The sequence below is a fragment of the Streptomyces sp. NPDC059256 genome, from assembly GCF_042753785.1.
Classification (GTDB): domain Bacteria; phylum Actinomycetota; class Actinomycetes; order Streptomycetales; family Streptomycetaceae; genus Streptomyces.
In genome coordinates, this window is record NZ_JBHYZO010000016.1 from 112,782 (window position 1) to 138,409 (window position 25,628).

24 protein-coding genes are annotated in these 25,628 nt (G+C 67.5%); 11 read left to right on the forward strand and 13 right to left on the reverse strand.

The window, feature by feature from the left end; translation table 11 throughout:
* Nucleotides 1-18 precede the first annotated feature (18 nt).
* Nucleotides 19-1,443, forward strand: coding sequence for a PepSY domain-containing protein (locus tag ACFXJL_RS26750; RefSeq protein WP_358879463.1), 1,425 nt, complete (start codon nt 19-21; stop codon nt 1,441-1,443).
* Nucleotides 1,444-1,561: 118 nt separating this feature from the next.
* Here ACFXJL_RS26750 and ACFXJL_RS26755 read toward each other — a convergent pair whose 3' ends face one another.
* Entirely contained in the window at nt 1,562-2,194 is a 633-nt protein-coding gene (locus tag ACFXJL_RS26755; RefSeq protein WP_358879464.1) for a winged helix-turn-helix domain-containing protein, read from the reverse strand.
* A gap of 428 nt (nt 2,195-2,622) precedes the next feature.
* The gene (locus ACFXJL_RS26760) at nt 2,623-4,092 is read right to left on the reverse strand and encodes an MFS transporter (RefSeq protein ID WP_384696469.1); all 1,470 of its coding nucleotides are present in this window, start codon (nt 4,090-4,092) and stop codon (nt 2,623-2,625) included.
* A gap of 71 nt (nt 4,093-4,163) precedes the next feature.
* Here ACFXJL_RS26760 and ACFXJL_RS26765 point away from each other — a divergent pair, with 71 nt between their 5' ends.
* A complete protein-coding gene (locus tag ACFXJL_RS26765) occupies nt 4,164-5,153 on the forward strand; it encodes a helix-turn-helix domain-containing protein (RefSeq protein WP_358879466.1) in 990 nt (329 codons plus the stop codon).
* A gap of 61 nt (nt 5,154-5,214) precedes the next feature.
* Here ACFXJL_RS26765 and glnII read toward each other — a convergent pair whose 3' ends face one another.
* The 3 genes from glnII to ACFXJL_RS26780 all read right to left on the reverse strand — a co-directional run bounded on the left by glnII (nt 5,215) and on the right by ACFXJL_RS26780 (nt 8,961).
* Nucleotides 5,215-6,240 (reverse strand): glutamine synthetase, encoded by a 1,026-nt coding sequence (glnII, locus tag ACFXJL_RS26770; RefSeq protein ID WP_358879467.1) that lies wholly within the window; start codon nt 6,238-6,240, stop codon nt 5,215-5,217.
* A 151-nt stretch (nt 6,241-6,391) separates the two neighbouring features.
* Entirely contained in the window at nt 6,392-7,540 is a 1,149-nt protein-coding gene (locus tag ACFXJL_RS26775; RefSeq protein WP_384696473.1) for a hypothetical protein, read from the reverse strand.
* The gene (locus ACFXJL_RS26780; protein WP_384696476.1) at nt 7,537-8,961 is read right to left on the reverse strand and encodes a hypothetical protein; all 1,425 of its coding nucleotides are present in this window, start codon (nt 8,959-8,961) and stop codon (nt 7,537-7,539) included. Before ACFXJL_RS26780 ends, ACFXJL_RS26775 begins: the two co-directional genes overlap by 4 nt.
* Before the next feature lie 292 nt (nt 8,962-9,253).
* On the opposite strand from ACFXJL_RS26780, the gene ACFXJL_RS26785 reads away from it, so the two are divergent.
* Nucleotides 9,254-10,177 (forward strand): Gfo/Idh/MocA family protein, encoded by a 924-nt coding sequence (locus ACFXJL_RS26785; protein WP_384696478.1) that lies wholly within the window; start codon nt 9,254-9,256, stop codon nt 10,175-10,177.
* A 10-nt stretch (nt 10,178-10,187) separates the two neighbouring features.
* On the opposite strand, the gene ACFXJL_RS26790 is transcribed toward ACFXJL_RS26785, so the two are convergent.
* Entirely contained in the window at nt 10,188-10,550 is a 363-nt protein-coding gene (locus ACFXJL_RS26790; RefSeq protein ID WP_384696481.1) for an arsenate reductase family protein, read from the reverse strand.
* Nucleotides 10,551-10,769: 219 nt separating this feature from the next.
* On the opposite strand from ACFXJL_RS26790, the gene ACFXJL_RS26795 reads away from it, so the two are divergent.
* Both ACFXJL_RS26795 and ACFXJL_RS26800 read left to right on the forward strand, forming a co-directional pair.
* The gene (locus ACFXJL_RS26795; protein WP_358879484.1) at nt 10,770-11,051 is read left to right on the forward strand and encodes a hypothetical protein; all 282 of its coding nucleotides are present in this window, start codon (nt 10,770-10,772) and stop codon (nt 11,049-11,051) included.
* 334 nt (nt 11,052-11,385) lie between these two features.
* Nucleotides 11,386-12,684 (forward strand): glycoside hydrolase domain-containing protein, encoded by a 1,299-nt coding sequence (locus ACFXJL_RS26800; protein ID WP_384696484.1) that lies wholly within the window; start codon nt 11,386-11,388, stop codon nt 12,682-12,684.
* Nucleotides 12,685-12,724: 40 nt separating this feature from the next.
* Here ACFXJL_RS26800 and ACFXJL_RS26805 read toward each other — a convergent pair whose 3' ends face one another.
* From ACFXJL_RS26805 to hemC, 3 genes are read right to left on the reverse strand one after another with little or no spacing between them, the layout of a single operon-like run.
* Nucleotides 12,725-13,579, reverse strand: a complete 855-nt coding sequence (locus ACFXJL_RS26805; protein WP_384696486.1) for an MOSC domain-containing protein — start codon at nt 13,577-13,579, stop codon at nt 12,725-12,727.
* Nucleotides 13,576-14,187 carry a GNAT family N-acetyltransferase gene (locus ACFXJL_RS26810; RefSeq protein WP_384696489.1) on the reverse strand — a complete coding sequence of 204 codons (612 nt, stop codon included), beginning with the start codon at nt 14,185-14,187 and terminating at the stop codon, nt 13,576-13,578. The genes ACFXJL_RS26805 and ACFXJL_RS26810 overlap by 4 nt, the downstream gene beginning before the upstream one ends.
* Nucleotides 14,188-14,246: 59 nt before the next feature.
* Nucleotides 14,247-15,182: a hydroxymethylbilane synthase gene (hemC, locus tag ACFXJL_RS26815; protein ID WP_384696492.1), complete on the reverse strand. Its 936-nt coding sequence runs from the start codon at nt 15,180-15,182 to the stop codon at nt 14,247-14,249.
* A gap of 435 nt (nt 15,183-15,617) precedes the next feature.
* On the opposite strand from hemC, the gene ACFXJL_RS26820 reads away from it, so the two are divergent.
* From ACFXJL_RS26820 to ACFXJL_RS26840, 5 genes are all read left to right on the forward strand, one after another.
* Complete coding sequence (locus ACFXJL_RS26820) at nt 15,618-16,748, forward strand: amidohydrolase family protein (RefSeq protein ID WP_358879475.1); 1,131 nt, start codon at nt 15,618-15,620, stop codon at nt 16,746-16,748.
* A gap of 747 nt (nt 16,749-17,495) precedes the next feature.
* Entirely contained in the window at nt 17,496-17,618 is a 123-nt protein-coding gene (locus ACFXJL_RS26825; protein ID WP_384696495.1) for a hypothetical protein, read from the forward strand.
* A gap of 646 nt (nt 17,619-18,264) precedes the next feature.
* Complete coding sequence (locus ACFXJL_RS26830; RefSeq protein WP_384696498.1) at nt 18,265-18,465, forward strand: hypothetical protein; 201 nt, start codon at nt 18,265-18,267, stop codon at nt 18,463-18,465.
* 354 nt (nt 18,466-18,819) lie between these two features.
* A complete protein-coding gene (locus ACFXJL_RS26835; protein WP_384696501.1) occupies nt 18,820-19,404 on the forward strand; it encodes a hypothetical protein in 585 nt (194 codons plus the stop codon).
* Entirely contained in the window at nt 19,364-20,302 is a 939-nt protein-coding gene (locus ACFXJL_RS26840) for a toll/interleukin-1 receptor domain-containing protein (RefSeq protein ID WP_384696504.1), read from the forward strand. Before ACFXJL_RS26835 ends, ACFXJL_RS26840 begins: the two co-directional genes overlap by 41 nt.
* A 16-nt stretch (nt 20,303-20,318) precedes the next feature.
* On the opposite strand, the gene ACFXJL_RS26845 is transcribed toward ACFXJL_RS26840, so the two are convergent.
* Nucleotides 20,319-21,191 (reverse strand): hypothetical protein, encoded by an 873-nt coding sequence (locus ACFXJL_RS26845; protein WP_384696507.1) that lies wholly within the window; start codon nt 21,189-21,191, stop codon nt 20,319-20,321.
* Nucleotides 21,192-21,884: 693 nt separating this feature from the next.
* Nucleotides 21,885-23,294, reverse strand: a complete 1,410-nt coding sequence (glnA, locus tag ACFXJL_RS26850; protein WP_329017732.1) for a type I glutamate--ammonia ligase — start codon at nt 23,292-23,294, stop codon at nt 21,885-21,887.
* A 337-nt stretch (nt 23,295-23,631) separates the two neighbouring features.
* Between glnA and ACFXJL_RS26855 the strand changes: the two genes are divergently transcribed.
* Entirely contained in the window at nt 23,632-24,099 is a 468-nt protein-coding gene (locus ACFXJL_RS26855; RefSeq protein WP_358879476.1) for an RDD family protein, read from the forward strand.
* A 247-nt stretch (nt 24,100-24,346) separates the two neighbouring features.
* Here the strand turns inward: ACFXJL_RS26855 and ACFXJL_RS26860 are convergent, their stop codons facing one another.
* Nucleotides 24,347-25,057, reverse strand: coding sequence for a DUF4191 domain-containing protein (locus ACFXJL_RS26860; RefSeq protein WP_329017723.1), 711 nt, complete (start codon nt 25,055-25,057; stop codon nt 24,347-24,349).
* A 10-nt stretch (nt 25,058-25,067) separates the two neighbouring features.
* Nucleotides 25,068-25,286, reverse strand: coding sequence for a hypothetical protein (locus ACFXJL_RS26865; protein WP_329017720.1), 219 nt, complete (start codon nt 25,284-25,286; stop codon nt 25,068-25,070).
* Nucleotides 25,287-25,628: the final 342 nt, after the last annotated feature.

The window sequence follows — 25,628 nt, forward strand, 5'->3', positions numbered from 1 at the left end:
CAACTCCCCAGGATGACCATGGCCATTGACGTCCCTGTCCAGGGCAGCACCGAGACCGAGCAGGAGGCCGCAGCCAGCTCCTCCACCTGGAGTGCACTGCGACCCCTCGTCCTGCGCATCCACTTCTACGCCGGCCTGCTGGTGGCTCCCCTGCTGCTGATAGCCGCCGCCAGCGGACTGCTGTACGCCCTTTCCTTCGAAGCCGAGAAGATCATCTACAGCCATGAGCTGGAGGTCCCGGTCGGCGACCGCGTCCTGCCGCTCGCCGACCAGGTCAAGGCGGCCCAAGCGGCCCGTCCCGACGGCACGGTGACCGCCGTCTGGCCCAGCTCCGAGGACGGAGCCACCACCCGGGTCCTGATGAGCACCCCCAAGGTCGAGGTGGGCAAGTCCCTCGCCGTGTTCGTCGACCCGTACACCGCCGAGGTGCGCGGATCGCTCGCCTCCTACGGCAGCTCGGGCGCCCTGCCGGTGCGCACCTGGATCGACGAGCTCCACCGTGATCTCCACCTCGGCGACCTCGGCCGCCACTACAGCGAACTGGCCGCCAGTTGGCTCTGGGTCGTCGCCCTCGGCGGACTCCTGCTCTGGTTGGGCCGGCGCCGCCGCAACAAGCGCGCACTGCTCGTTCCTGAGCGCGGGGCCAAGGGCCGTCGCAGGACGCTCTCCTGGCACGGAACCATCGGTCTGTGGGCGACGATCGGCCTGGTCATGCTCTCCGCGACCGGACTGACGTGGTCCCGGTACGCGGGTGAGAACATCGGCGCGGTCCAGGACCAGTTGGGCGGCGCGACGCCCGCCGTCTCCGCGGAGATCACTCCTGGCGCCGGTGGCGGCGGGGACCACGACGGTCACGGCGCGGGCCACGGCGGTGAACACCACGGTGCGGACGTCGGCATCGACAAGGCGCTGGAGTCGGCGCGGGCCGTGGGGATCGACGGCAAGATGACGATCGTGCTCCCCGGTGAGGGCACCGGCTACGTCATCAGGGAGACCGACGCCACCTTCCCCATCCACCTGGACTCCGTGGCCGTGGACCCGGCCGACGGCAAGGTCATCGACGACCTCCGGTTCGCCGACTATCCCGTCCTCGCCCAGCTGACGCGCTTCGGCATCGACGCGCACATGGGCGTCTTCCTCGGCCTCGCCAACCAGTTGGCCCTGGCCCTGCTGATGGTGGCGGTCATCCTGCTCACCTTCTGGGGCTACCGGATGTGGTGGCTGCGCCGTCCCACCAAGGACCGCAAGCTCGGCGTCGGTCGGCCGATCCCGCGCGGCACATGGCGACGGGTGCCGCTCGTCGTCCTGCTGCCGCTGGTGGCGGTCACCGCACTCGTCGGATGGTTCGTCCCCCTGTTGGGAATCACCCTGGTCGCCTTCCTGGTGCTGGATCTGGCGGTCGGATGGGCACAGAAGCTCCGCGCCCCCGCCTCCACACGCTGAGACCCAGGTAACACCGATGGGTCGATGTCACGAGGAGCTCTCGTGACATCGACCCATCGGCTTTCGACATCCACAGAAGGTCCCCGGCCCCGGTCGTCCCGTGGGCCGGTCCTTCGGCTCAGGGCGCGTACTTGTACCCCACCCGGCGCACGGTCTTGATGGTGCGTCGGTGCTCCACGCCCAACTTGCGCCGCAACCGGGCGACATGGACGTCGACGGTGCGCCCATCGCCGACGTGTCCGTAGCCCCAGACGGTGGTCACCAGCTGATCGCGGGTGTGCACCCGATGGGGGTAGGTCACCAGATGGGCGAGGAGCTCGAACTCCAGATACGTGAGATCCAGTGCCTTCCCGGCGACCAGGGCGACCCGTTCCACCGGGTCGATCCGCACCGGGCCCGACTCGGTGACGGCCGCCTCGTTCGCGGTCGACGGATATGGAGGCGGGGGTGACGAAGGCGCCAGCGCGGGGTGCAGCGGAACCTGCTGGTCAGCCGGGACGAGGACGAGATAGCCGACCATCGGCGGATGGCCGGGCAGGCTGGGCACGCTGTGCTGTGGTGCCGGCAGCCAGGTGGCGCCGGGCGGCAGGTAGTCCGCCACATTGCGCAGACCGCCGAGGGCACCCGCGGGTACCACCTCATCGCGGTCGACGGCGCGCAGTCGATGACGGGCGGGGTTCGGTGCACCGGCAGCGGCGGCAGCGGTCGCGGAGCCGGCCGGTACGGAGGAGAAGGATCGAGGGTTCGCCATGAGAGGTCAGCTCTCTTTCGCGCGGAGGATTCGTCGAGCCGTGTGGGACGGGACGTACGTCATGCGCGCTGGCCGAAGGCCGGGGGAACGGCTTTAGAGGGCCCGCGCGTTCACCGCGCGGCAACACACCCGGTCAAAGTCATGATCCTGCCGGGACGGCCAGAAGGGCTCAAGGTCGCTGCGACCCATCGCGAGGTTCTCAAGGCTGGCCATGGGCCTCATTGAATCAGATGAACACGATGCGAACGAGGGTCCCTCTCACAGATCGAGACGCGAGTCTCATCACATTAAATCGGCCCTGATTGCAGGGGTGGTACGGGAATTTCCGTACCACCGGCGCCTTCGCTACCCGGCCGGAGCGGGCTCCTGGCAACGGTTCCGGGACGCCGTGCGGGCGTTGGGCACACGCTGCCGAGGGGTTGGGCAGGTCAGTTCAGCTCAGCCCCCTGCGGACCGCTCGGTGCACCCCGCTCGGCACCGCCCGTGGGAGCGGCGCGCGGCAGCGTGCGGATCGCCGGGATCGCGAACAGCGCCACGCAGCCCGCCAGGCAGGCGCCGGCCGACACCAGGAGCAGCCGGTCGGGGGAGGCAAGCGCGATGGCCGGGCCTGCCAGCATCTGGCCGAGCGCGATGCCGGACACCGAGCCGGCCAACTCGTACGCGGAGACCCGGTTGAGTACCGCGGGCGGAGTGTGGGTCTGCACGCTGGTCGCCCACATCACCGACCAGAACGCCATGGTGGCGCCGCCGAGCACATGGCCCGCCAGGAGCAGGGGAAGGTCGGCGCCCAGCGCCACGCAGAGCGGGAGCACGGTGTACAGGGCCATCGCCGCCGTGCCTGCGGCCAGCGGCCTGGCCGGGCGCAGCCGCAGCGCCAACAGGCCGCCGAGCACTGCTCCGAGGCCGAGGAAGGAGATCGCCAGGCCGTAGGCGTTGGGGCCGAGACGGGTGCCGACCAGGGCCGAACTGAGCGGGACCAGCGGGCCGAAGACCAGCACGCCGTAGCCCACCCAGATCAGGATCACCGCCCACATCCAGGTGCGTGCGCGGAACTCCTGCCAGCCCTGGCGCAGATCGCGGCGGAGCGCATGGCCGGCGGGGGCGGAGGTGTCGGTGCGGCTGTTGGCGCGGGTTTCGGTGGCGGCGTGGGAGTGGGCGTCGGTGGCGGCGTCGGCGTGGGAGTGGGAGTGGGAGTGGGTGAGACTGTCGGTCGGGCCGTTCTGGAGCGGGTCGGCGCGGAGGCCCTTGGGCGTGCCTGCCGGGCTGAGCCGGATCAGCGCCAGGCACAGGGCGCTGAGCGCGAAGGTGCCGGCGTCGATCGCGTACACGGTCCCGGCGTTGGTCAGCGCGATCAGCAGTCCGGCGAAGGCCGGGCCGAGCAGATGGGCGAGCGCGTCGGCGACCTTGAGCGTGGCGTTGGCCCGCTGCGGTTCGCTGGCGACCAGCGGAACCATCCCGTTCGCCCCCGGCAGGAACATCGCGACACCCGCACCGGCCAGGGCCGCCATGGTCACCAACAGCCAGAACGGCGGCGGACCGGCGAAGAACGCCACTGCCAGCACGCCTTGGGTGAGCACCCGGACGAGGTCGGCGATGACCATCATCCGGCGGGCGCCGAACCGGTCGGCGAACACCCCGCCGAACAGGACCAGGACGACGAACGTCCCGGTCCAGGTGCCGAGGACGAAGCCGACGCCGGAGATCCCGTACAGCGCGCCCACCGCGAGTGCGGCGGCCACCGGCATCATCGCGTCGCCGAACAGCGAGATCGTGCGGGCGGTGAAGAAGAGGGCGAATCGGCGGTCCCACAACGGGGGACGGGCGGACGGCAGGCCGGTCGGAGGATCGGCCAGCGGGTCGGTTCGAGCGGTCTCGGGGTGCGTCTGTGCGGTGGTCACGGCTCAGATACTGGTTTGCCCCCATCGACGGCCCCAGTGTCCTGAACGACATGATGAGGTACTTTCGCGCCATGACGCTTCGTTCACTGCCGAAGCCCTCGGCGCTCCATCGGGTGGTGGCCCTGGTGCAGCCCCCGCAGTCGGCCTTCCTGCTGGCCTGCGCGTCCGAGGTGTTCGCCGACCACGGCCCGGCGATACCCGCCCGCTACACGTTCGAGGTCTGTACCGAGCACCCGGGCGCGCTGCGCACCCAGTCCGGCTACGACATGCTGGTCACACAGGGGCTGGATGCGGTGGAGCGGGCGGACACCGTGCTCATCCCCGGCTGGCAGCAGGCGCCCGGGGTCGAGATCCCGCCCGAGGTGATCGCGGCGGTCCGGCGGGCGCACCGGCGCGGCGCACGGATCGTCGGCCTCTGCTCGGGTGTCTTCGTGCTCGCCGCCGCCGGGCTGCTGGACGGTCGGCGGGCCGCGACCCACTGGGCCAGGGCCGCCGAGTTGGACGCCCGTTTCCTCCGGGTCCAGGTCGACCCCGCGGTGCTGTACGTGGACCACGGCGATGTCGCCACCAGCGCCGGATCGGCCGCCGCCGTGGACCTCTGCCTCCATCTGGTCAGCGCCGACCAGGGCTCCGCGTACGCGCTGCGGATCGCCCGGCAGATGGTGATGCCGCCGCACCGCGAGGGCTGCCAGTTGCAGTACGCCGAACTGCCCACGTCCGGACCGGTCGCCGACTCGCTGGCACCGCTGCTGGAGTGGTTGGCCGGGCGGCTTGACCAGCCCGTCAGCGTCGCCGAGATGGCGGCCAGGTCCCAGGTCTCGCCCCGCACACTGACCCGGCGCTTCACCGAACAGCTGGGCATCAGCCCCGGACGCTGGCTGCTGGACCGAAGGATCGCCGCCACCCGGGCGCTGCTGGAGGAGACCGACCTGCCGGTGGAGAGCATCGCTCGCCGGGTCGGCCTCTCCTCGGCCGTCAATCTGCGCCGGCGCTTCCACGAGGCCCTGCGCACCACACCCGCCGCATACCGGCGCACCTTCCGGCTGGACAAGGCCGGGTAGCCGTCTGGAAGAAGGGCGGTTAGCTGTCTGGTACGAGGCCGGTGAGCGCGCCCGCTTCGGATCAGACCTGTCCGGCCTTCTCCAGCGCGGTGCAGCAGGTGTCCACCATCAGCCGCGTCACCAGGTACGGGTCCACGTTGGCGTTCGGCCGGCGGTCCTCGATGTAGCCCTTGCCGTCCCTCTCCACCTGCCAAGGAATGCGGACGGACGCACCCCGGTCGGACACGCCGTAGCTGTACTCGTTCCAGGGCGCGGTCTCGTGCAGACCGGTGAGCCGGTCGTCGATGCCAGCCCCGTAGTTCTTGACGTGGTCGAGCGGCTTGGAGCCTTCGCCCAGCGACTCACAGGCGGTGATGATCGCCGGGTATCCGCCGTCCTCGCGCATGGCCCGGGTGGAGAAGTTGGTGTGGGCGCCCGCGCCGTTCCAATCGCCCCGTACGGGCTTGGGCGCGAGGGTCGCCGAGACCTGGAAGTCCTCGGCCGTGCGGTAGAGCAGCCAGCGGGCGATCCACAGCTGGTCCGCGACGACGACCGGGTTCAGCGGGCCGACCTGGAACTCCCACTGCCCCGGCATCACCTCGGCGTTGATCCCCGAGATGCCGAGGCCCGCGGTGAGGCAGTTCTCCAGGTGGGCTTCGACCACGTCACGGCCGTGGATCTCGTCCACGCCGACGCCGCAGTAGTAGCCGCCCTGCGGGGCGGGGAAGCCGCCGACGGGGAAGCCGAGCGGACGGTCGCCCTGGAAGAACGTGTACTCCTGCTCGATGCCGAAGATCGGCTCCTGGGCGGCGAACCGCTCCGCCGTCTCCACCAGCTCCGCCCGGGTGTTGGAGCGGTGCGGGCTCAGATCCGTGTTCAGCACCTCGCACAGCACCAGGACGTCATCGCCGCCGCGGATCGGGTCCGGACAGGTGTAGACGGGCTTCAGCACACAGTCCGACGAACTGCCCTCGGCCTGGTTGGTGCTGGAGCCGTCGAAGCCCCACAGGGGCAGCTCGGCGCCGGTGGCCAGGATCCTCGTCTTGGAGCGGAGCTTGGCAGTGGGCTCGGTGCCGTCGATCCAGATGTACTCAGCCTTGAAGGTCACGGGTCCCATCCTTTGCGGGTGCTGCTGTATGCCCGAAGCCTCGCAAGGGGCGATTTCCCGACCATTGCCCGAAGATGAACCCCGTGTTACGTATGTGGCCGCCGGGTTACCTGAGGTGTTATGTAGGTAACCCGGCGTTGACCCCCGTCCGCTACCGCGCGCTCGCGCGCTCCGCCCCGTGCTTCAGCAGCGAACCGAAACCGGCATCCTCGACGCGCCTCACCAACTGCGTCCGGCTGACCCCCATGGCCTCCGCCGTCCGGTCCAGGTGCCAGTCGTGATCATGCAGCCGGTCGAGCAGGTGCCCGCGTCTGATCTGCGCGTCCGACAGTCGGAAGGTCTTCAGATAGGCGACCTGGCCCCGGTGGTCGCAGATCGCCTCCCCGATGTGCTGCTCGGGCTCGCTCCGCGAGAAGGACGGCAGGAACCGCCACAGGGCGAAGCGATCCATCCGGTACACCCGGTCGAAGCGGTACGAGGGGCCCAGCAGCCGCGCGGACATCAGCGCGTCATGGCCCTGTACCCAGTTCCTCTCCTGCACCCGCGCGGCCAGCCGGAGATCGGCCAGGGTCCGGATATGACGCTCCCCGCCGATCCGCACCTCGAAGTCCGGCACATCACCCGAGAAGTAGGCGTACTGGTACACCAGCTCGCCATAGAGGTCCTCGATCAGCGAGGGGTGCAGAGCGCGGTAGTCGTCCGGGTGCGGCACGACGAAGGCGGCAGCCAGGGAATCCGCCGTGTACACCAGCACACCGCACTGACCGGGATGGATCTCGAAGATCCGCAGCGCCTGGCCCAGCCCCGGCACCTGCCAACCCGCGTACGCCGCCTCGGCCCGTGGTGAGAGCCCCTGCCGTACCGCCTGCTGGGACCACTCGTCCCAGACCACGGACGGCCCGCCGAAGTGCAGCGCCAAATACCCCTCCAACGCCAGGTGCAGGGGGAGGAACCGCAGCCGCTGCTCGCTGACGCCCTTGCTCCGTCGACGCTTGGCCAGCCGGTGGTGCATGCGCACGGGAACGCAGTCCGCCCCGCCGTCCGCCGCCGACGCCAACCGGCTTCCGTAGGCCGCCTGCTGGCTCCCGTCTCCCGACCAGTCCGCGATGAACCCGTGCGGTACGTACGACAGATAGTGGGCCCGCGGACCCAGCTGCACCTCGCCGATGGCCCGGTCGTAGACCTCGTGGTGCAGCCGCAGCCCTGGCACCGGCTCCGTACGCACCAGGGGCACGAGCCGAACACCGCCCCAGACCTGCGACGGCATCACCGTCAACCCGGTCAGATCCAGTCCGTTCACCGCTCGTCCCCTCCCCGTCCGGTCAAGAAGTCGTCCACTCGGCGGTCGAGGTAGGTCAGGAGTTCCGGCAGGCCCGTACGACCCTCGGCGAACTGTGCGATCTCCACCAGCGCCGCGAGGTCCTCCGCGTCCCGTACCCCGGCCGTCGGCACGCTCGGTGCCAACCGGCGCACGTCGAAGGCGTCCGCGTCGTACACCGGATTCAGATGGACGACGCTGGTGCGGCGCTCCCGATCGAGCCGGGTGCGCCAGATCCGCAGGACTTCACCCGCCAACCCCGGTGGCGCGTTGTCCCAGCCGTCGGAGACGATCACCAACCGGTCGGGGGAGTCCTCCAGGGCGTCCAACACCCGGGTGCCGAGCGGACTCGGACCCCAGGGACGCACCAACAGCGCATCGCTGCCACCGGAGAGCCAGTGCGCACGGTAGGAGCCGGCCAACGCCTTCAACAGGTAGTGCGCCCCCAGGGCGACCGCGAGCGGCCGACGCCGCTTCACCCCCGACCCCGATGACGAGTAACTGTCGTCCAGCACGGCCGAGACCCGCCCCCAACTGCCCGCATGTGGTCCCGCGACCCGCGCCGCAGCAGCCCCCAGGGCACCCGTCAACTCCGTTCGACGGGCCGCGCGCTCCTGCCGCGGCAGCGACAGGACGAAGAGGGCGAGCCGGGTGAGCGGCATCGCGGCCAGGTCCGTGGGCATCCCGGTCGAGCGCTGTGAACGCAACCGCTCCAGCCGGGTCATCCGCGGTGCGATCCGCTCCAGGAAGAGGTCGCGCGGCACTCCGTGCTTCGCCGCGAACCCCTCGGCGACCGTGAACGGCAGTTCGTAGATCGCCCCCTGCTCATAGCGCGCCCGACGGTAGGCGTCGAGGCGCGCATCCGCGTAGCGGGCGCTCTTGCCGGGGCGGAACAGGAAGTCACCCAGCTCATCACCGAGAGGCTGATGGGTGTGGCGAGCCACCGTCTTCAGACCGCTGCGGTACTTCACCGCGTCATGGCCCAGATCCGGGCGGGCGGCCAGCCAGTCCCGCTGGATCGCCCGGGTACGACGATTGTTGACCCCGGCGGTGCGGAGCGCCCGGAAGGCCCGGTAGACGCGTTGCGGTGGCAGCGCAGCCAACCGCGCGGCGATCAGACGCCCCTCGTTCCGCTTCTGTGCGGGGGTGGCCTCATCCGCGGTGCGCAGCAGATCGACGACGATGCGCGCCGCGTTTTGGTCGTTGATGTCGAGGGCCAGGACCGCCGCGTAGAGGGGGCGGTAGTTGATCCGTACGTACTCGTGCAGGAACGACAGGGACAACCGTTGTTCACCCGCCCCGGAGTGGAACTCCCGCTGCCCGGTGGAGGTGACCGCGGCGTTCACGAAGAGGAGCACGTCCTCAGCGGCGATCAGATCGGCGGTCCCCGCGGTCCCTGCCATGCGTCTTCCCCTGCTCCCGTGGCGGTACGTCCGGTTCCGCTGCGGGCGACGCCCATCCGCGCGAGCCGTCTCCGCGCTGGTCGGACGGGCTCGGTGGCCCGGCGGGAGGTTCGATGCGGACGGAGTTCCGAGCAGCGGAAACCGGCCGGGGAATGAGGGCGTGATCAGCGAAATCACTGCTAACAGGCAAGTCTCGGAAGTCACACCGGAGTCCCGCGGCCGGCTCGTTGAACCTACAACACCTCATCCACAGGGCTCTACGGGAATTCGAACCGGCGGGCACACTGGGGTCATGACTGATCACGAGCCCGCGCGGAAGCCGCGCTTTGGACTGTTGGGTGCCGGCCCCTGGGCCGAGCGCACCCAGGCACCCGCCCTCGCCTCCCACCGGGGCATCGAGTTCGCGGGCGTCTGGGCGCGGCGCCCCGAGGCGGCTGCCGACCTCGCCGCCGCGCACGGCACCCGGGCCTTCAGCGGCGATTCCGGAGCTGAGGAGCTGTTCGCCGACTGCGATGCGGTCGCCTTCGCCCTGCCACCGGACGTACAGGCGTCGTGGGCGGTGCGCGCCGCGGAAGCGGGCTGCCATCTGCTGCTCGACAAACCGGTCGCGACGACGGTGGCGGGTGCCCGCACGGTCGCCGAAGCGGCCGAGCGCGCCAAGGTGGCATCCGTGGTCTTCTGCACCCTGCGGTTCGCGGCACAGACCCGGCCGTGGATCGAGCAGCAGGCGGCGGTCGGCGGCTGGTTCACCGCCCAGGCCCGGTGGCTCGGTTCGCTGTACGCCGCCGATGGCGCGCCCTCCGAGGCCGGTGGCTATGCCGCGGCTCGCTGGCGCCAGGAGAAGGGCGGCCTCTGGGATGTCGGGCCGCATGTCCTGTCCGTGTTGATACCGGTGCTCGGGGACGTCACCGATGTGACGGCCGCCCGGGGGCCCCTGGACACGGTCCATCTGGTGCTGCGGCATGCGTCAGGTGCGTCGAGCACGGTCACGGTGGGCCTCAGCGCACCGCCGAAGGCAGCGGCGGTCGGCGTCGAACTCCTGGGGGACCAGGGGCGGGTTGAGCTGCCGCAGTGGTCCGATGCGATCGCCTCCTTCGGCAGCGCGATCGACGGACTGCTGGAGGCTTCGCGCACGGGGCAGGCGCACGAATGCGATGTGCGCTGGGGGATGCGTCTGACGCAGATCCTGGCCGAAGCGGAGTCCCAGTTGGGTTGAGCGCGGGTGCTCAACCGCGGCCGATGACGTCCCGTACGGCTTCGTCGGTGCGGGCCACCACGGCCGTGCCGTCGTCCGCCGTGATGATCGGGCGCTGGATGAGCCGCGGGTGTTCGGCGAGCGCGGCGATCCAGCGGTCGCGCGACTCGTCCGTGCGCGGCCAACCGGCCAGCTCCAGGGCTTTGGCCTCGGGTTCCTGGGTGCGGGTGATGTCCCAGGGGGCGAGTCCCAGCCGTTCCAGGACCACGCGGATCTCGTCCTCGCTCGGTACGTCCTCCAGATAGCGGCGCACTGTGTACTGCGCGCCTTCCTCGTCGAGGAGGCCGAGGGCGCTGCGGCACTTCGAGCAGGCGGGATTGATCCAGATCTCCATGGGAGGCACCGTACCGCCGAAGCCGTACGGCCGAGTGCCCAGGAGGTGCCAAGCGGGGCGCTCAGCAGGCCACTCGGCAGGGCGCTCAACTACGCGTTCAAATCACCGTCAGATGCCGTCTGAGCAGGGACGATTGTCAGTGCCTGGCAGTAGAATGGAGGTAGTTCGGGATGGTCCCGCCAGCACGTCTGGAGGTTGCCGATGACCGTGGTCAAGCTGATGAGGAAGCCGTCGCAGACCGACTCGGGCACCGAGCCCGCGGCGAAGCAAACCCCCCTGAAGAAGCCGCTGCCAGCCGGGCAGCCGCGCGATTGGTATGTGACGCACAACCGCCGATTGAAGGCGATGCGCCTCGCCATAGCCCTGCTCGACTCCGGTGTCTACCATCCGGCCACCGCTGACAACCGCAGGATCCGGGCGATGGCAGACCGGGTCGGCATCCACCCCCCGTCGGACACCACCTGCCGCATGGTGCGTGCGCTGATCCGCTACGGGCGCTGAGCAGCCGTGACGCCCGCCGTTCTCGACCGGACGGCGGGCGTCCTTGTACGCGCTTCGGCGCAATCTCCCTCCGCATAGGGTCCAGAACCCGCACAACCGGGCATCCTGATGCCAATCGGTTTGCGCCACACCTTGGGGGACTCGTATGTGGCATCCGCACCCCACCCTTCGCAGAGCTCTGCACCGGCTACTCCACCGGGCTGCACCGAGCACGCGGCACCCGGACAACGCCCGTTCGCCGCACGGCCCGGGCGGCACGGCGAGCCGCCACCCTGCGCCCGTCGACCCGCGCCCGAGCCGGCGCGTCCGGAGGCAGCCTTCGCACACGGTCGCGGTGTTCTCCGCGGCCGGCGCGCTGGGCGCCACGGCCGTCCTGGCCTTCGCGCCGTCCGCCGCCGCGGAACCGGCCACCCCGGTCGCCTATGCAGCGGGGGCCAACTCGACCCGCTTCGCCGGGCTGGCCTTCGACACCTGTACCGCACCGCCCCTCGCCGCCATGCGGGCCTGGACCGCCTCGCCCTACCGCGCGGTCGGCGTGTACTTCGGCGGGGTCAACCGCACCTGCGCCCAACCGGAACTCACCCCGTCGTGGGTCGCGTCCGTCGGTGCGTTGAAGTGGCGTCTGCTGCCGATCTACAAGGGTCTGCAACCACCGTGCGGGGCCAGGCCCATCGACGCCAAGATCAGCCTCGTCCCCGCCACCGCCCGATCGCAGGGCATCGCAGCCGCCACCGACGCCATCGCCAAGGCGAAGGCCCTCGGCATGCAGCCGGGCAGCGCGTTCTACAACGACATCGAGCACTACTCCCAGACCGATGCCCTCTGCCGGACCGCGGTGCTGACCTATGTCTCCGCGTGGACCAAGGAGTTGCACCGGCTCGGCTATGTGTCGGGGGTCTATATGAACCTCAACCTGGGGGCGAAGCAGCTCTCCGACGTCTACACCTCCACGGCCTACGCCCGCCCCGACGCGCTCTGGATCGCACGGTACGACGAGGTCGACTCACTCAAGGGATGGACCAACATCCCCGACTCCAGATGGGCCGTGCACCAGCGGGCGAAGCAGTTCCGCGGCAGCCACAACGAGACCCACGGCGGCACCACCATCTGGATCGACAGCAACCGTCTCGACACACCGGTGGCAACCCTCGCGTACCCGTACAAGGTCACCAGCACCACCGCTCTGAACGCCCGTACCGGCCCCTCGTCGACGTACGCGGTCAGCCGCTCGCACGCCCCGGGAGCCGCGCTGAAAGTGGTGTGCCAGACACCGGGACAGTCCGTCGGCGGCTCGGCCGTGTGGAACAAACTCGCCGACGGCTCCTACGTCAGCGACCGGTACGTGAGCACGCCTTCGGCGACCGGCTACAGCGCTCCGCTGCCCCGCTGCCTCTACCCGTACCAGGTCACCGCGGCCGGCGGCCTCTCGGAACGCACGGGTCCTGGCGCTTCCTACGCCGTCCGGGCGACCCTTCCACACGGCGCGCTGGCCTGGGTGTACTGCCAGCGATCCGGTTCGACGGTCGGCACCACCAAGATCTGGAACCTTCTGGAGAACGGCCGGTACGTGTCCGATTACTACGTGGCCAACCCCAGCAACACCACCTACAGCAAACCGATCCCCCGCTGCTGAACCAGCGCGGACAGCAAGCCGGACCGAGCCGCTGCCCGTGTCACCCGTCCGCTTCGCAAACGGCGACCGCCGAGACGAGGTCACCGACGGACAGTGAACCCTGTCGTACGACCGCGGCCTTCATCCCGAAGCTGACCTTGTTGTCGTACTGCGGTTCCCGCCGGTAGGTGGCGAGGGTGCGGATGGGCTCGGGGCCCGACCGCGCTCCGGTGCGCTGGTCCACCAACGGGACGGCGCACCGGGTCGCCCGTACCGCGTAGGCCAGTCCCACGGTTCCGATGTCGAGGCGGCGCAGTGTGTCCTCGGCGTGTGCGTCACGGCACCCGTCGAGGACGATGTTCGGCCGGAAGCGATCCATGGGCACGGGTGCCGAGCCCCGCGCGGTGATGAGCGCATTGAGGTGGTCCAGCGATGCCTGGGACACCACCAGGACGGCATGGGCGTCCGCGAACCCGACCTTCCCGGGGGTCTCGCCCCAGCCGTCCCGGTCGAAGTCGTCCGGTACCCGGACGAGTCGGGACGCGGCCCCCAGCGCCTTGGAGAACCACTCGGCGGCCTCGTCCCCCTGGTCCACGCCCTCACCGATGGGCCGGCCGAACATGCTCACCGCTCTGCGCCGCCCCTCCGGCGCGACCTGGAGCACCAGTTCGTCCACGTCCGGTGCCGAGAGGTGGAGTGCGCTGCCGTCATCGGCGATCGTCGGCCGGATCGCGGCCATGGCGGGCAGGGTGCGCTGGCTCCTGAAGGCGCCGTCCGCCGCATCGACGACCATGAAGGTGCGGTCGTGCGCCAGGCCGGTCGTCGTCACGGACGCCGATGCGGTGTCCGTGCCCGCACAGCCCTTGACCGGGTAGTACGTGAGCCGCTGCACGGACATGTTCCCGGGTCCGGTCATGGCTGCGCCACCGCTGCGAGAGCCGTGTTCAGCCGCTCCTTCGCCGCTGGCCATTCCTCCGACAGCAGCGAGAAGTACACCGTGTCCCGCCAGGTGCCGTCATGGCGCCGCCGATGGCGACGGAGCACCCCTTCACGCCGTGCCCCGAGCCGGGCGATCGCCGCCTGGGAGCGCTCGTTGCGGTGGTCGGTCTTCAACTGGACACGGCCCATGCCGAGCTCCTCGAACGCGTGCGTCAGCAGCAGGAGCTTGGCTTCGGAGTTGACCGCGGTGCGCCAGTGCTCGCGCCCGTACCAGGTCCAGCCGATCTCCAGCCGTTCATCGTCGACCTCGATGTCCAAGTAGGTGGACCAGCCGATCGCCCGACCGGTCGTCAGGAGGATCACGGCGAACGGAACGGTGACACCGCGCTCCGCCTCGTCGAGCACTTCGCGCAGCGTGGCGCCGAGGTCTTCCTGACAGGTGGGCGTGGGGCCGCCCTGCCAGCGCCAGATCTCCGCGTCGCCGCCACCCGCGACGAAGAGGTCGGGGAGGTGCGCCAGGGTGAGGGGTTCGAGACGGATGTGCCGACCGGTGAGGGTGATCGGTGACGGTGTCTTGGCGGGCATACCCGGACGGTAGCCGGTCTCTGCACTAGCTGCAAACTATCATTGTACTAGTATGAAAATCAGTGGGAGATCCCGTCGATCAGCTCACGTGCTCCCTGCCGCAGCAGAGCCACCGCCACCGACGTTCCGAGCGTTGCCGGATCGAGCGGGCCGGCCCACTCATGGGCGTTCAACACCCGCTTGCCATCAGGGGTGAAGACCCTCGCGCGCAGGGACAGGTCCCCACTGCGCTCCGAGCGCGCGAAGCCAGCGATGGGGGAGTTGCAGTGCCCCTGGAGCACATGGAGGAACATCCGCTCCGCGGTGGCCTCGCGATGGGCGGCCGGATCGCCGAGCCCGCTCACGGCGTCAATGGTCGTGGTGTCGTCCTCCCTGCACTGCAGGGCCAGGATGCCCGCGCCGATCGGTGGACACATGGCCTCCACCGACAGCACCTCACTGATCACGTCCATACGCTCGATGCGCTCCAGCCCGGACACGGCGAGCAGCAGGGCGTCAGCCTCCCCGGCGGCGAGCTTCTCCAGCCGACGGTTGGCATTCCCTCGCATCGGTACACACTCCAACTGCGGATGTGAAGCCGCCAGTTGCGCAACCCGCCGTACCGACGAGGTTCCGATCCGTGTACCTCCCGGGAGCTCGTCGAGACGCAGCCCACCGGGATGGACGAGTGCGTCCCTGATGTCGTCACGCCTGAGGAAGGCGGCGAAGGTGGTCCCGGCCGGGAGCGGGCGGTCGGCGGGTACGTCCTTCACACAGTGCACGGCGAGATCGGCCTCCCCGGCGATCAGTGCGGCATCCACCTCCTTGGTGAACGCGCCCTTGCCGCCCAACCGGGCGAGATCCCCCATCCAGCGGTCCCCCGAGGTGGTGACGGGTACGACCTCGGTTCGAACTCCGGGGTGCAGTGCCTTCAACTCAGCCTGTACTCGGGCGACTTGGGTCAGGGCCATGGGGGAGGAGCGGGAGACGATGCGAATCAGCTCAGGGGCAGACATGCGGAACACCATAGGGCGTCCCGCTAGAGCACTGATTCACTCCGAGGCACCCGCGCCCACAAGGGCCGTCCACCGCTCAGGGTCCGGCCCGCCGGTGTCCAGGCCAGGCCCCGACCGCCGTACTCCTCGCTGGGATCGGCGCCTTCGAGAATGAACCCCCGGGGCCGCGTCCGATCGGGCGAACGGGCACCGTCCCGGTACTCCGGGCCGAACGGCCGGGTCCCATGAACGGTTCACCATCGCGCGGTGATCGCCCGCCGTGCCCTCGACACCACCGCCCCCGGATGCCCGGCCGCGAATTGCATCCCCACGGTCCTGGGACGGTCGTGCATCCGGGGGACCGAAACCCCGCCGTGTGTGTGTCGACCAGACCCGCGGCGCCCCCCGCCCCACAGTGAGTATCCACATCCACCAGCGCACCAGGGGCGTACTCACATGCCACACGCAAACCGGGGGATCGGCCGCCGCGACATGCTGCTGCTGGCAGGGGGCGCCGCCGCGGCGACCACCGTCACCGACGCCAGTAGGGCACACGCCTCGGTCGGGAGCGACAGCCCCGTGCCGCACGCTCGACCCGCCGGTGACGCCCGCGGCGCGCGCATCGACGTCCACCACCACTACACCGCACCCAGTTGGGTGGCCTGGGCCGAGGGCAAGGGCCTGGTGGAATCGGCGCAACTGCCCTGGTGGACACGGTGGAACCTGGCCGACACGCTCGCGCTGATGGATGCCGCCGGCATCGCGACCAGTGTCCTCAGCCTCGCCATGCCCGTCCGCAGATTCACCGGCGCGGCCCAGTTGCAGGAGAGCGTGACCGTCGCCTTCGAAGCGGTCACGGAACTGACGGACAGCCACCCCGACCGCTTCGCGTTCTTCGCGCCCATCTTCACCGATGACCTGGAGAGCTCACGGCGCTCCTTCACCCGGGGCCTCGACGACCTCGGCGCAATCGGCGTCCAGACCAGGGCGAGCACCAACGGCGTCTACCTCGGCGACCCGTCGCACTCCACCCTGCTCGCAGAACTCAACGAGCGCTCCGCGGTGATCAACACCCATCCCCTGGAACTGCCCGGCTCGGACCCCACCCGCCCGGCCGTCCCCGGCGTACCGAGCTTCCTCTGTGACTTCCCGCTGGACACGACCCGCGCGGCGATCAATCTGATCCTCAACGGAACGCTGGACCGGTTCCCCAACCTGTCCTTCATCCTGCCGCACGGCGGAGGCTTCCTGCCCTACATCGCCACCCGCGCGGAAGCCTTCGCCGGCTTCCTCACCCCACCCGTCGACCCGTCCCGGGTGCGCGACTACCTCCACCGCTTCTACTACGACACGGCCGCCCCGCTGGGGCCGTCCTCGGTCGCCACTCTGCTCACGGTCACCGACCCCAGCCGCCTCCTGTACGGCAGCGACTGGCCCGCCAGCCCGGCCGCGACCATCACCGACGTCGCCCTCCCCGCCCTGGACGACGACCCCACGCTCACTACCCGCCAGCGTCGCCACATCAACCGGGACAACGCGGTACGCCTGCTGCCCACCCTCGACCGCAGGCTCCCCACAACTCGCTGAACCACTGCCACCCCAGGCACCCACCAACTCGCTGACGGCCCTCGTGGAGCGCGTCAGCGACGGCTCCTTCCGCCCTCGTCGTCATCGGGCGGAAGGAGCTAATCTGCCGGGCGCGGACGAACTCGGGAGGGGGCGCTCACAGCGAAGGCCGACACCTCGGGTCGGGGCGACGGCCTTTGTGGAAAACTCGCGGTGGGTCCGCGGCCTAGATATCGAAGTAGAGCTGCGAAACCCTTTTGACCCGGTGTAGACGGGCGCCGCACGTCTACACCGGTATAGAACGGGCCACACGACAGCTCCCTGGAGTCTGCGGAAACGTGCGACCGCTGGCGGATTCGGTGGGCGGGCCGGGAGACTTCGCCTCCTCTTGTTGACACCGTGCGACGCAATTCTGGCGATCCGGCTTGGTTCGCCCTCCAACCACGCTCGCCCGCCACCAGTTCGTCGGTGTCGGCCGAGAACTGGGCGCGATACTTTGTTCCGGGCAGCTTCGGCCGGTGGAAGCTGCGCCGCGCGTCCCCGGCCGGCGCAGCGCGACCACGGCCACCTCAGCCCCGATGTCGCGAACGCCGCGGCGAAAAGGGTCGGTGAATACTCAGCCGGAGTCCTAATGGACAGTCGGTCGGGGCATGATGCGTTGCCTCCGTCATTCGCTCGGGGGTCGATAGCCCGACGGCCCCGCGATGTCCCGAGCAACCCTACGCCGCAGGCTCCGCCCTCTGCGACGGACGCTTGTCCTAACCCACGATGCGGCGGCGCCTCCGGAACACCGGCACCGAACCGGTCTCCCGCTACCAGATCCGCATCTCGGGCGACCGCTATTCCGGCGACTTGGAACGGTCCAACGCCCACTACGGGCCCACCCGCTGACCTGGGATGAACTCGACCTCACCGCCACCTGTCGGGGCGCGTTGATGCACTGGCAGGCCAAGCACGACCTTGACGCTTTCAAGGAGATCTGGCTGCTGTTCGACAACGAACCGCGGCCGCTTCCCGCTCTACCCCGGGGAGTCCGTCTGGATCGAGTGCGTCTACACCGTTGGCGACGACAAATGGGGTAGCTGGTTCCAGGGGCCGTCCGCCTGCTGACGGAACAGCTCGAAGTCCAGCTTGCCTTCCTCGCCGCCCTCGACCTCTTGGTCTGGGGCACCGAGACTTCTAAGACCGCCAAAACCTCCCCGCTCCGCACCCCACCCGTCCGCCGCGACGACGGCGCACAGCGTGCCTTCACGTAGATCACGACCGACCCGTACTGCACGCTCGGTACCGTCTGGAGTGGCGGTTCCGAGCACCACCCGACCCCGAAACGGAACAGGGGGGCAGCTGAAGGACGTTCGCCTCACCTGGCAGATGCGAGACCTCGGCGTCGTCCAGGAGAGTGCCGTCATCCGGATCCGGACCACACCTGCCTGGTACTTCACCCCGCCTTCCGAATGCGACGAGGCCGAGCGCATTGTGGACGTACTGTTCGCCGCCCTGAACCGCACCAGCCAAGTTCGCCCGTTTCACCAAAGGCATGGGCATCGCGGCCCCACAAATCGGCATCAGCCGCGCCGCCGTCGTCCAGCCGCCAGGCGACACACCAGCGATCACCCTGCTCACCCCAGGTATCACCGACCACGCCTACGAGACAGACGAGCACTGCGAGGGCTACCTCAGCTTCTTCGACGGCCTTGTCCCCTGCACCTTGGAGATCACGATAGACGACGACCCTTGATAGCGGGACCATGACCACCGTGCATGAGCGCGGGCTGGCCCCGTTCACTGCCACGAGCCCGACCATCTCGATGGCGTGCTGTACACCGCATGCCTGAGGGCTGAGGGCGAGCCGATTCCTGTGAAGAAGTATCGGTGGACGGGTCGACTCTGGGCTTGTAACACAGCGCTCGTTGGGAAGCGTGGCGGCAGGTAGGAAGCGACAAGAGAAACTATCGCAGCAAAGGTGGAAAGTATTTTCGATTAATCCTTCACAGCTGACACTTTGAAGGGCGAGAGCATCACTATTCACAAGGTAGCGAGATCTTCCTCACCGTGCTTCAATATCACACGAAGCGGCGCCATGGAGATTTTAATGATCACAGCGATGGTAACGGCGTGTGCCAGCATCCTGATTGCCGTCACGGCCTACTGGCTGAACCACCAAGGAGAGATTCGAAGATCTCTGAGGGAAGCTCGGATCGACCGGGTAGGCAGTCAACTGAAAGACCTATATGGCCCACTTCTCGTTCTAACGGAGACGAACGAGAAGGCGTGGAGCGAGTACTGCAGGCGCTACGTTCTACCCGTTGATTCAGGCCCTGCGGAGATTCCTTTTTCAGAAGCGGAGGAGGCACGATGGCGCACGTGGGTAGAAGCGGTGTTCGCCCCGAGGGCACAGGAGATGCGAGAGATCATCACCGCTCGGGGCGATCTGATCATCGGGGAAGAAATGCCGCCGGTGGTCCTGGAATTTTGCGCGCACGCGGCGACTTATGACGCCCTTTTGGCGGACTGGGACGGAGCCGGCCCAATCAAATCCACTCTGATTCGTCATCCGGGAGGCAGATTCTTGTCCTACGTTCGTGAGTCCTACGGATCACTCAAAGCGGAACAGGCACTCTTGCTGAAGGCAGTAAGTGAGGCTGGTCGGGCCGGATCCGATCAAACAGTACGCTGACTGGGAGTGGAAGGAGACCGCTATCAAGGTATTTCTGAGCTGGTCCGGAGAGCGTTCTAAGAAAGGCGCTGAAGCGCTGCGCTTCTGGCTCCCAGATGTTCTGCAATATATCGATCCATGGCTATCCAGTGTAGATATTTCCGCAGGAAGGCGGGGACTTGGAGAGATGGCCGACGAGCTCTCCAAAACGGGTTTCGGAATAATCTGCATGACTCTGGAAAGCCAAGATTCCAGGTGGGTTAATTTTGAGGCTGGGGCAATCTTCAATCAGCTCCAGGGTAACGGCTACGTAGTCCCGTTCTTGATCGACATGAAAACTGCCGAACTTGCCAGTCCTTTCAGCAAGTTTCAGGCTGTCATCGGAGATAGTAGGGATGATGTGCAGAAGCTTCTTTTCGACATTAATGACGCCTCGGGCGACCTAGCAATCCCACGCGAACGACTGGAACGCGCCTTTCGGAGGAGTTGGCCAGAGTTTGAGAGCAAGCTGGAGGCCATTCGATTGCTCCCGGCGAGGGATAATCTCTCAAATAGGATGCAGAGATCTGAAGCCGACATGATGGAGGAGATTCTCCTCATTGTACGACAGCTCGATCACCGCATGACGGAGATCGAGAGGTACGCGACAGGGGCGGGCGGGACACCAAGGCAGCCGTCCCGGGAAATTCGCCGGATCAGCGAAGAGAAGTTTATTGCATCCTCATTCGCAAAGATCGGCTGGGATGCCGTCCGTTCCTCCTGGGAAGGTGAGATTGTAGTCATTGTGGCGCAGAGTTCAGGTGGAACCTCGCATTCGATTTCGTACGATTTTGTCGGCCGGCTCGCCAAGTCTCTAGGGCGGGAGGTAGTTGTGTTAGGGGAGGCTGGCAAGGTGATTATTCGCAGCAGCCTTCCCTGAAACACTCAGCGTTTTTCTAACGGTCGAACTTCAACTTGACTGGAGTCGGCATCTTCTCCCTCTTCCTTAAGCGATGAAGGCGCAAATCTCCGGCCTTCTCCGGCTCAACCCAGGCGTTCCATGCCTTGATGTAGATTGCCACCTGGTCCCGCATGCCCATTCTGCGCTTGGAACCCCGCTTCTGTGCGTCCTTCGGCACTTCTCGCAGAGCGAGCCTCGCATCACCAGGATCGAGACTCGCACCCGACTTGAGACCCGTGACCCAGTCGTCGAGATTCGCAGCGGGCGCTACCTCGGTGGTCACGAAAAACCCCACTGCCGCCGCCGTCGGACTGGCGAAGAGGTGCTTGGAAAGCTCGCGACCGACGGTCACTGCCTCTCCGTATCTATCTCTATCTTCGTTGTATGCTGCCAGGATCTGTTCGTTCGATACATGAGCCCGTGCGCCGCCCCAGGAAGTATTCGGTGCCGAATTAAAAAGAATCACATGGCGGACGGTGGAGGAAAGTAGGGGTAGGTACTTCGCGCCGGTCGACAATAGAGTGTCCGCTGCGCTCCGGCGTTTTTGGGTGTCCAGAACTGGGAAAACGTCATTCGGTAGTCCGTGAAAAGCGAACATCTCTACGGAGATGTTGGCCTCGATAATTGCACGGAGGCGATGCTGGCCGTCGACAAGTACGCCGGCCTCGTCGAAGGCGATTCCCTGATGAGTTAGCTTCCATTCGCCATTGCGAATAGAAGCTGCCAAGAATTTTACGTACCCCGTATCCAGACGCCTATTGACCGAAGTCTGGGAAAGGAAGGATGTGGCAATTTCGGGGGTTACCTTGATGATTCTCCAAGTGGGAGTTCCCTTCGGCTTATCCGGCTCTGCAGGAAAGATAGTCATACTCCGAATCGTAAGGCTACTGCGCTTGAGCCCTCTATTCTTGATTGTAAGTGATCAATTTTGATCAATGAGGGCGAAATTTGAACGCTCCTTACCTGTCAATCCAGCAAGGCAAGGCATGCTCGGAACTCGCAACACGATCAGGATGTTGTTGGCGCAGGCGTCGCTCCCGACGGACGGCCGATGATCCCAGGCTCGTTCCGGCGGGGGATGACCGGCTTGATGATGCGGGCGTTTGCGTAGCTAGCCTCAATGAAGGTTGCTGGCGTAGCCCTTGTCGATCATGGGCTAGCTCTGCGTGACGTTGCCCCAGTGGTGATCACGCAGAGGGCGTCCGCCGTCGCTGATCAGGTGGTGCTTGCTGCCTGTTGTGCGGGGCCTTGAACACCCCGGCCTCTCCTGCCGATGGCCAATCCTTCACTAGCAGGTCTGTCCGGATCCGAGGCGTAGGCCCCGCAGCAAGTGCTGTCAGGTGATGCCGGTGCAGGGGACGGATCGCCTAGAAGAGCCAGCGAGGGCCACCACCCCGATTATGGAGTAGCAGCCCTCGCGGCACTCTGGGACCAAGTCATGCGGTACACATTCGGTGTACCAAGGGGCAGGCAGTAAGCGGTATCAGCGGGAACGAGTGAGAAGAGCCTTCACAGGTCACAGCATCTACGGGATAATCGCCCCGTCGCCAGCTCTCGCCTCCTAGATGTCGAAGTAGAGCTCAAACTCGTGCGGGTGCGGGCGCAGCTGGATCGGGGCGATCTCGTTGGTGCGCTTGTAGTCGATCCACGTCTCGATCAGGTCGGACGTGAACACACCGCCGGCCTGGAGGTACTCGTTGTCCGCTTCCAGCGCCTCAAGGACGGCCGGCAGCGACGTCGGGACCTGGGGGACGCCCGCGTGCTCCTCGGGGGCGAGCTCGTAGAGGTCCTTGTCGATCGGCTCCGCGGGCTCGATCTTGTTCTTGACGCCGTCGAGACCGGCGAGCAGCAGCGCCGAGAACGCCAGGTACGGGTTGGACGACGGGTCCGGGGCGCGGAACTCGACGCGCTTGGCCTTCGGGTTCGACCCCGTGATCGGGATGCGCATGGCGGCCGAGCGGTTGCGCTGCGAGTACACCAGGTTGACCGGGGCCTCGAAGCCGGGCACCAGACGGTGGTAGGAGTTCACCGTGGGGTTGGTGAACGCCAGCAGCGACGGGGCGTGCTTGAGGATGCCGCCGATGTAATAGCGCGCGGTGTCCGACAGGCCCGCGTAACCCTGCTCGTCGTAGAACAGCGGGACACCGCCCTGCCAGAGCGACTGGTGGACGTGCATGCCCGAACCGTTGTCACCGAAGATCGGCTTCGGCATGAAGGTCGCGGTCTTGCCGTTGCGCCAGGCGACGTTCTTCACGATGTACTTGAAGAGCATCAGGTCGTCCGCCGCGGCCAGCAGCGTGTTGAACTTGTAGTTGATCTCGGCCTGACCGGCCGTGCCCACCTCGTGGTGCTGACGCTCGACCTGAAGGCCCTGGCGGTCCAGCTCCAGCGAGATCTCGGCGCGCAGGTCGGCGAAGTGGTCCACCGGCGGGGCGGGGAAGTAGCCGCCCTTGTAGCGGACCTTGTAGCCGCGGTTGTCCTCGACGGCACCCGTGTTCCAGGCGCCGGCCTCGGAGTCGATGTGGTAGAAGCCCTCGTTGGCGGAGGTGTTGAAGCGCACCGAGTCGAAGACGTAGAACTCGGCCTCGGGGCCGAAGTACGCGGTGTCGGCGATTCCGGTGGAGGCCAGGTACGCCTCCGCCTTCTTGGCGATGTTGCGGGGGTCACGGCTGTACTGCTCGCCCGTGATCGGGTCGTGGATAAAGAAGTTGATGTTGACCGTCTTGTCGCGACGGAAGGGGTCCAGCCGCGCAGTCGACAGATCGGCGCGCAGCGCCATGTCGGACTCGTGGATCGCCTGGAAGCCGCGGATCGAGGAGCCGTCGAAGGCCAGTTCCTCGGTCGGGTCGAACACCGCCGCCGGGATCGTGAAGTGCTGCATCACTCCTGGCAGGTCACAGAACCGGACATCGATGAACTTGACGTCCTCGTCGGCGATGTACTTCTTCGCGTCGTCGGCGTTCTGGAACATCCAACTCCTCCTACTCCCGGCCCGGGAGGGCGGGGGTTGCAACTCGGTCGTGAGGCCAGTGCGGTGGCACACGCAAGACCCGACCATAGGTAGACGGGATTTCTCCAGCGTGACCCGTTTGTTTCGCACAAGTTAACCGGACGGCGGTCGGAGTGCCCCGGTCCACTCGACGCACCAGGGGCACGGCGACCCGATGTGTGGTGCACCACAGGACCGTACGGACCCGATCGCCGGGCCGGGCGCCATGAGCCCCCGCTTCTCGCCGGTGGACGTTCCGCGACCATTTACGGGGACACCAGCCGTGAGATCGCAGAGCGCGGCACAGTACCGTGGACGGGTGGACAACAGGCAAGTAATCGGATCGTGGCTCTCCGGGCCCCGCGCGGCCGTCGAACAGATGGGGGCCGACCTCGGGCACCGTGGTCAGCGGCTCGGCCTGCCGGAGTCGGGCCCCGGCTCCATGGCCCCGCTCGGGAGGCGCTTCGGCGCACTCTTCATCGACTGGGGGCTCTGCCTGCTCATCGCCTCCGGCTTCTTCGCCGCAGGCAGTCAGCAGGCCGCCGGCAACTGGGCGCTCGGAATCTTCCTCCTGCTGAGCCTGCTCACCGTCGGCACCGTCGGCTCGACTCCCGGCAAGCGCATCTTCGGGCTCCGCGTCATCTCCGTACACGGTGGGCGACTCAGCGTCCCCCGTGTCCTCCTGCGTAGCGTGCTGCTCGGCCTGGCGATCCCGGCCCTGATCTGGGACCGCGACGGCCGGGGGCTCCACGACCGCCTCTCCCGCGCCGTTCAGGTGCGGATCTAGCGCGCTTCTGAACGAGAGGCCCTGGGAGTCCGGGGCGGGGGGCACGCGCCGCCCGCATGCCCTTGGGCATCGGACCCTTCGGCAGCGACATATGGCCCATGGGGTCGCCCTGGCGCGCAGTCTGCCCTCGACGAGCATGCGGACTTGGTCGAACGTCACGGCAGTTCGAGTACGCGGAAGAACATGCGGAAGGGGCGGTTCGGACTCACTGTCCGGGCCGCCCCTTCGTGACGTGTGGTGGTGTGGCCTAGCGCATCTTCGGGCCGCCGCGCGGCATCCGCATGCCCTTGGGCATCGGACCCTTCGGCAGCGGCATGTTGCTCATGAGGTCGCCCATGGCGCGCAGTCGGTCATTGGTCGCCGTCACCTGCGGGCCGGTCAGTACGCGGGGCAGCTTCAGCATGGTCGTACGGACCTTCTTCAAAGGCACCTGGCCCTCGTCCGTACCCACCAGGATGTCGTGCACCGGCACGTCCACCACGATGCGTGCCATCTTCTTCTTCTCGGCCGCCAGCAGGGACTTCAGCCGGTTCGGGTTGCCCTCGGCCACCAGCACGATGCCCGCCTTGCCGACCGCCCGATGCACCACGTCCTGGCTGCGGTTCATCGCCACCGCCGGTGTGGTCGTCCAGCCCCGGCCGATGTTCTGGAGCACTGCGGCAGCCGCGCCCGGCTGGCCCTCCATCTGCCCGAAGGCCGCCCGCTCGGCCCGGCGCCCGAAGACGATCGCCATCGCGATGAAAGCGATCAGGAAACCGAGGATCCCGAGATAGATCGGGTAGTCGAGCCAGAATCCGATCGCGAGGAAGACACCGAAGGTGACGATTCCCACAGCCGCGAGGACGAGACCGATCTTGGAATCGGCCTTCCTGGTCATCTTGTAGGTCAGAGCGATCTGCTTCAGTCGCCCCGGGTTCGCAGCAGCGTCAGTGCTGTCGGATTTTGCCTTCCTCGCCATAACCGGAAGTTTACGTGGCTTGGGAAGCGCGACCAGCCACGGCCTCCAGTACATGCTGGGTTTCGACCCGGTCCTTGGCCCGACGGCGGTCTTCCAGGACCGATGTCCAGGCATTGCGCCGCGCCGTGCGGTGCCCGCGCCCGAGGAGCAGTGACTCCACGGTGCGCAGCGCGTCGGTGACGGACGGAAGAGTGGTTGCGTGCACGGGACGTACCGGCGCGGCCTGCATGATTGCGGTCCCCTCGGGATGTACGGGCAGGAAGGTGCGGGGGGTGTGGTGCTGGAGAATCAGGGTTACTGATTGGTGTTACCAGTGGGTGACCGACCGGTCAAACACTGATGAAACCTCTACGTGTCTGCCCTAAAGCCGCGGAAAACGCGGCAGCGGCCCCCGCACCGCCCCTACCTGCGGGGAGCGCGTGGGCCGCTGCCGACCTGGCAGTACTTGCCGGTAGCTGCTTGTGCCTGAATTCACAGGAGCTAAAGGGTGTTGCAGAAGGCTCTGTTCTGGGCATTTTGCCTGTATGGGTGGGGTGTTGCGGGCTGAGCCGGTGTGGGTGGAGACGTTCAC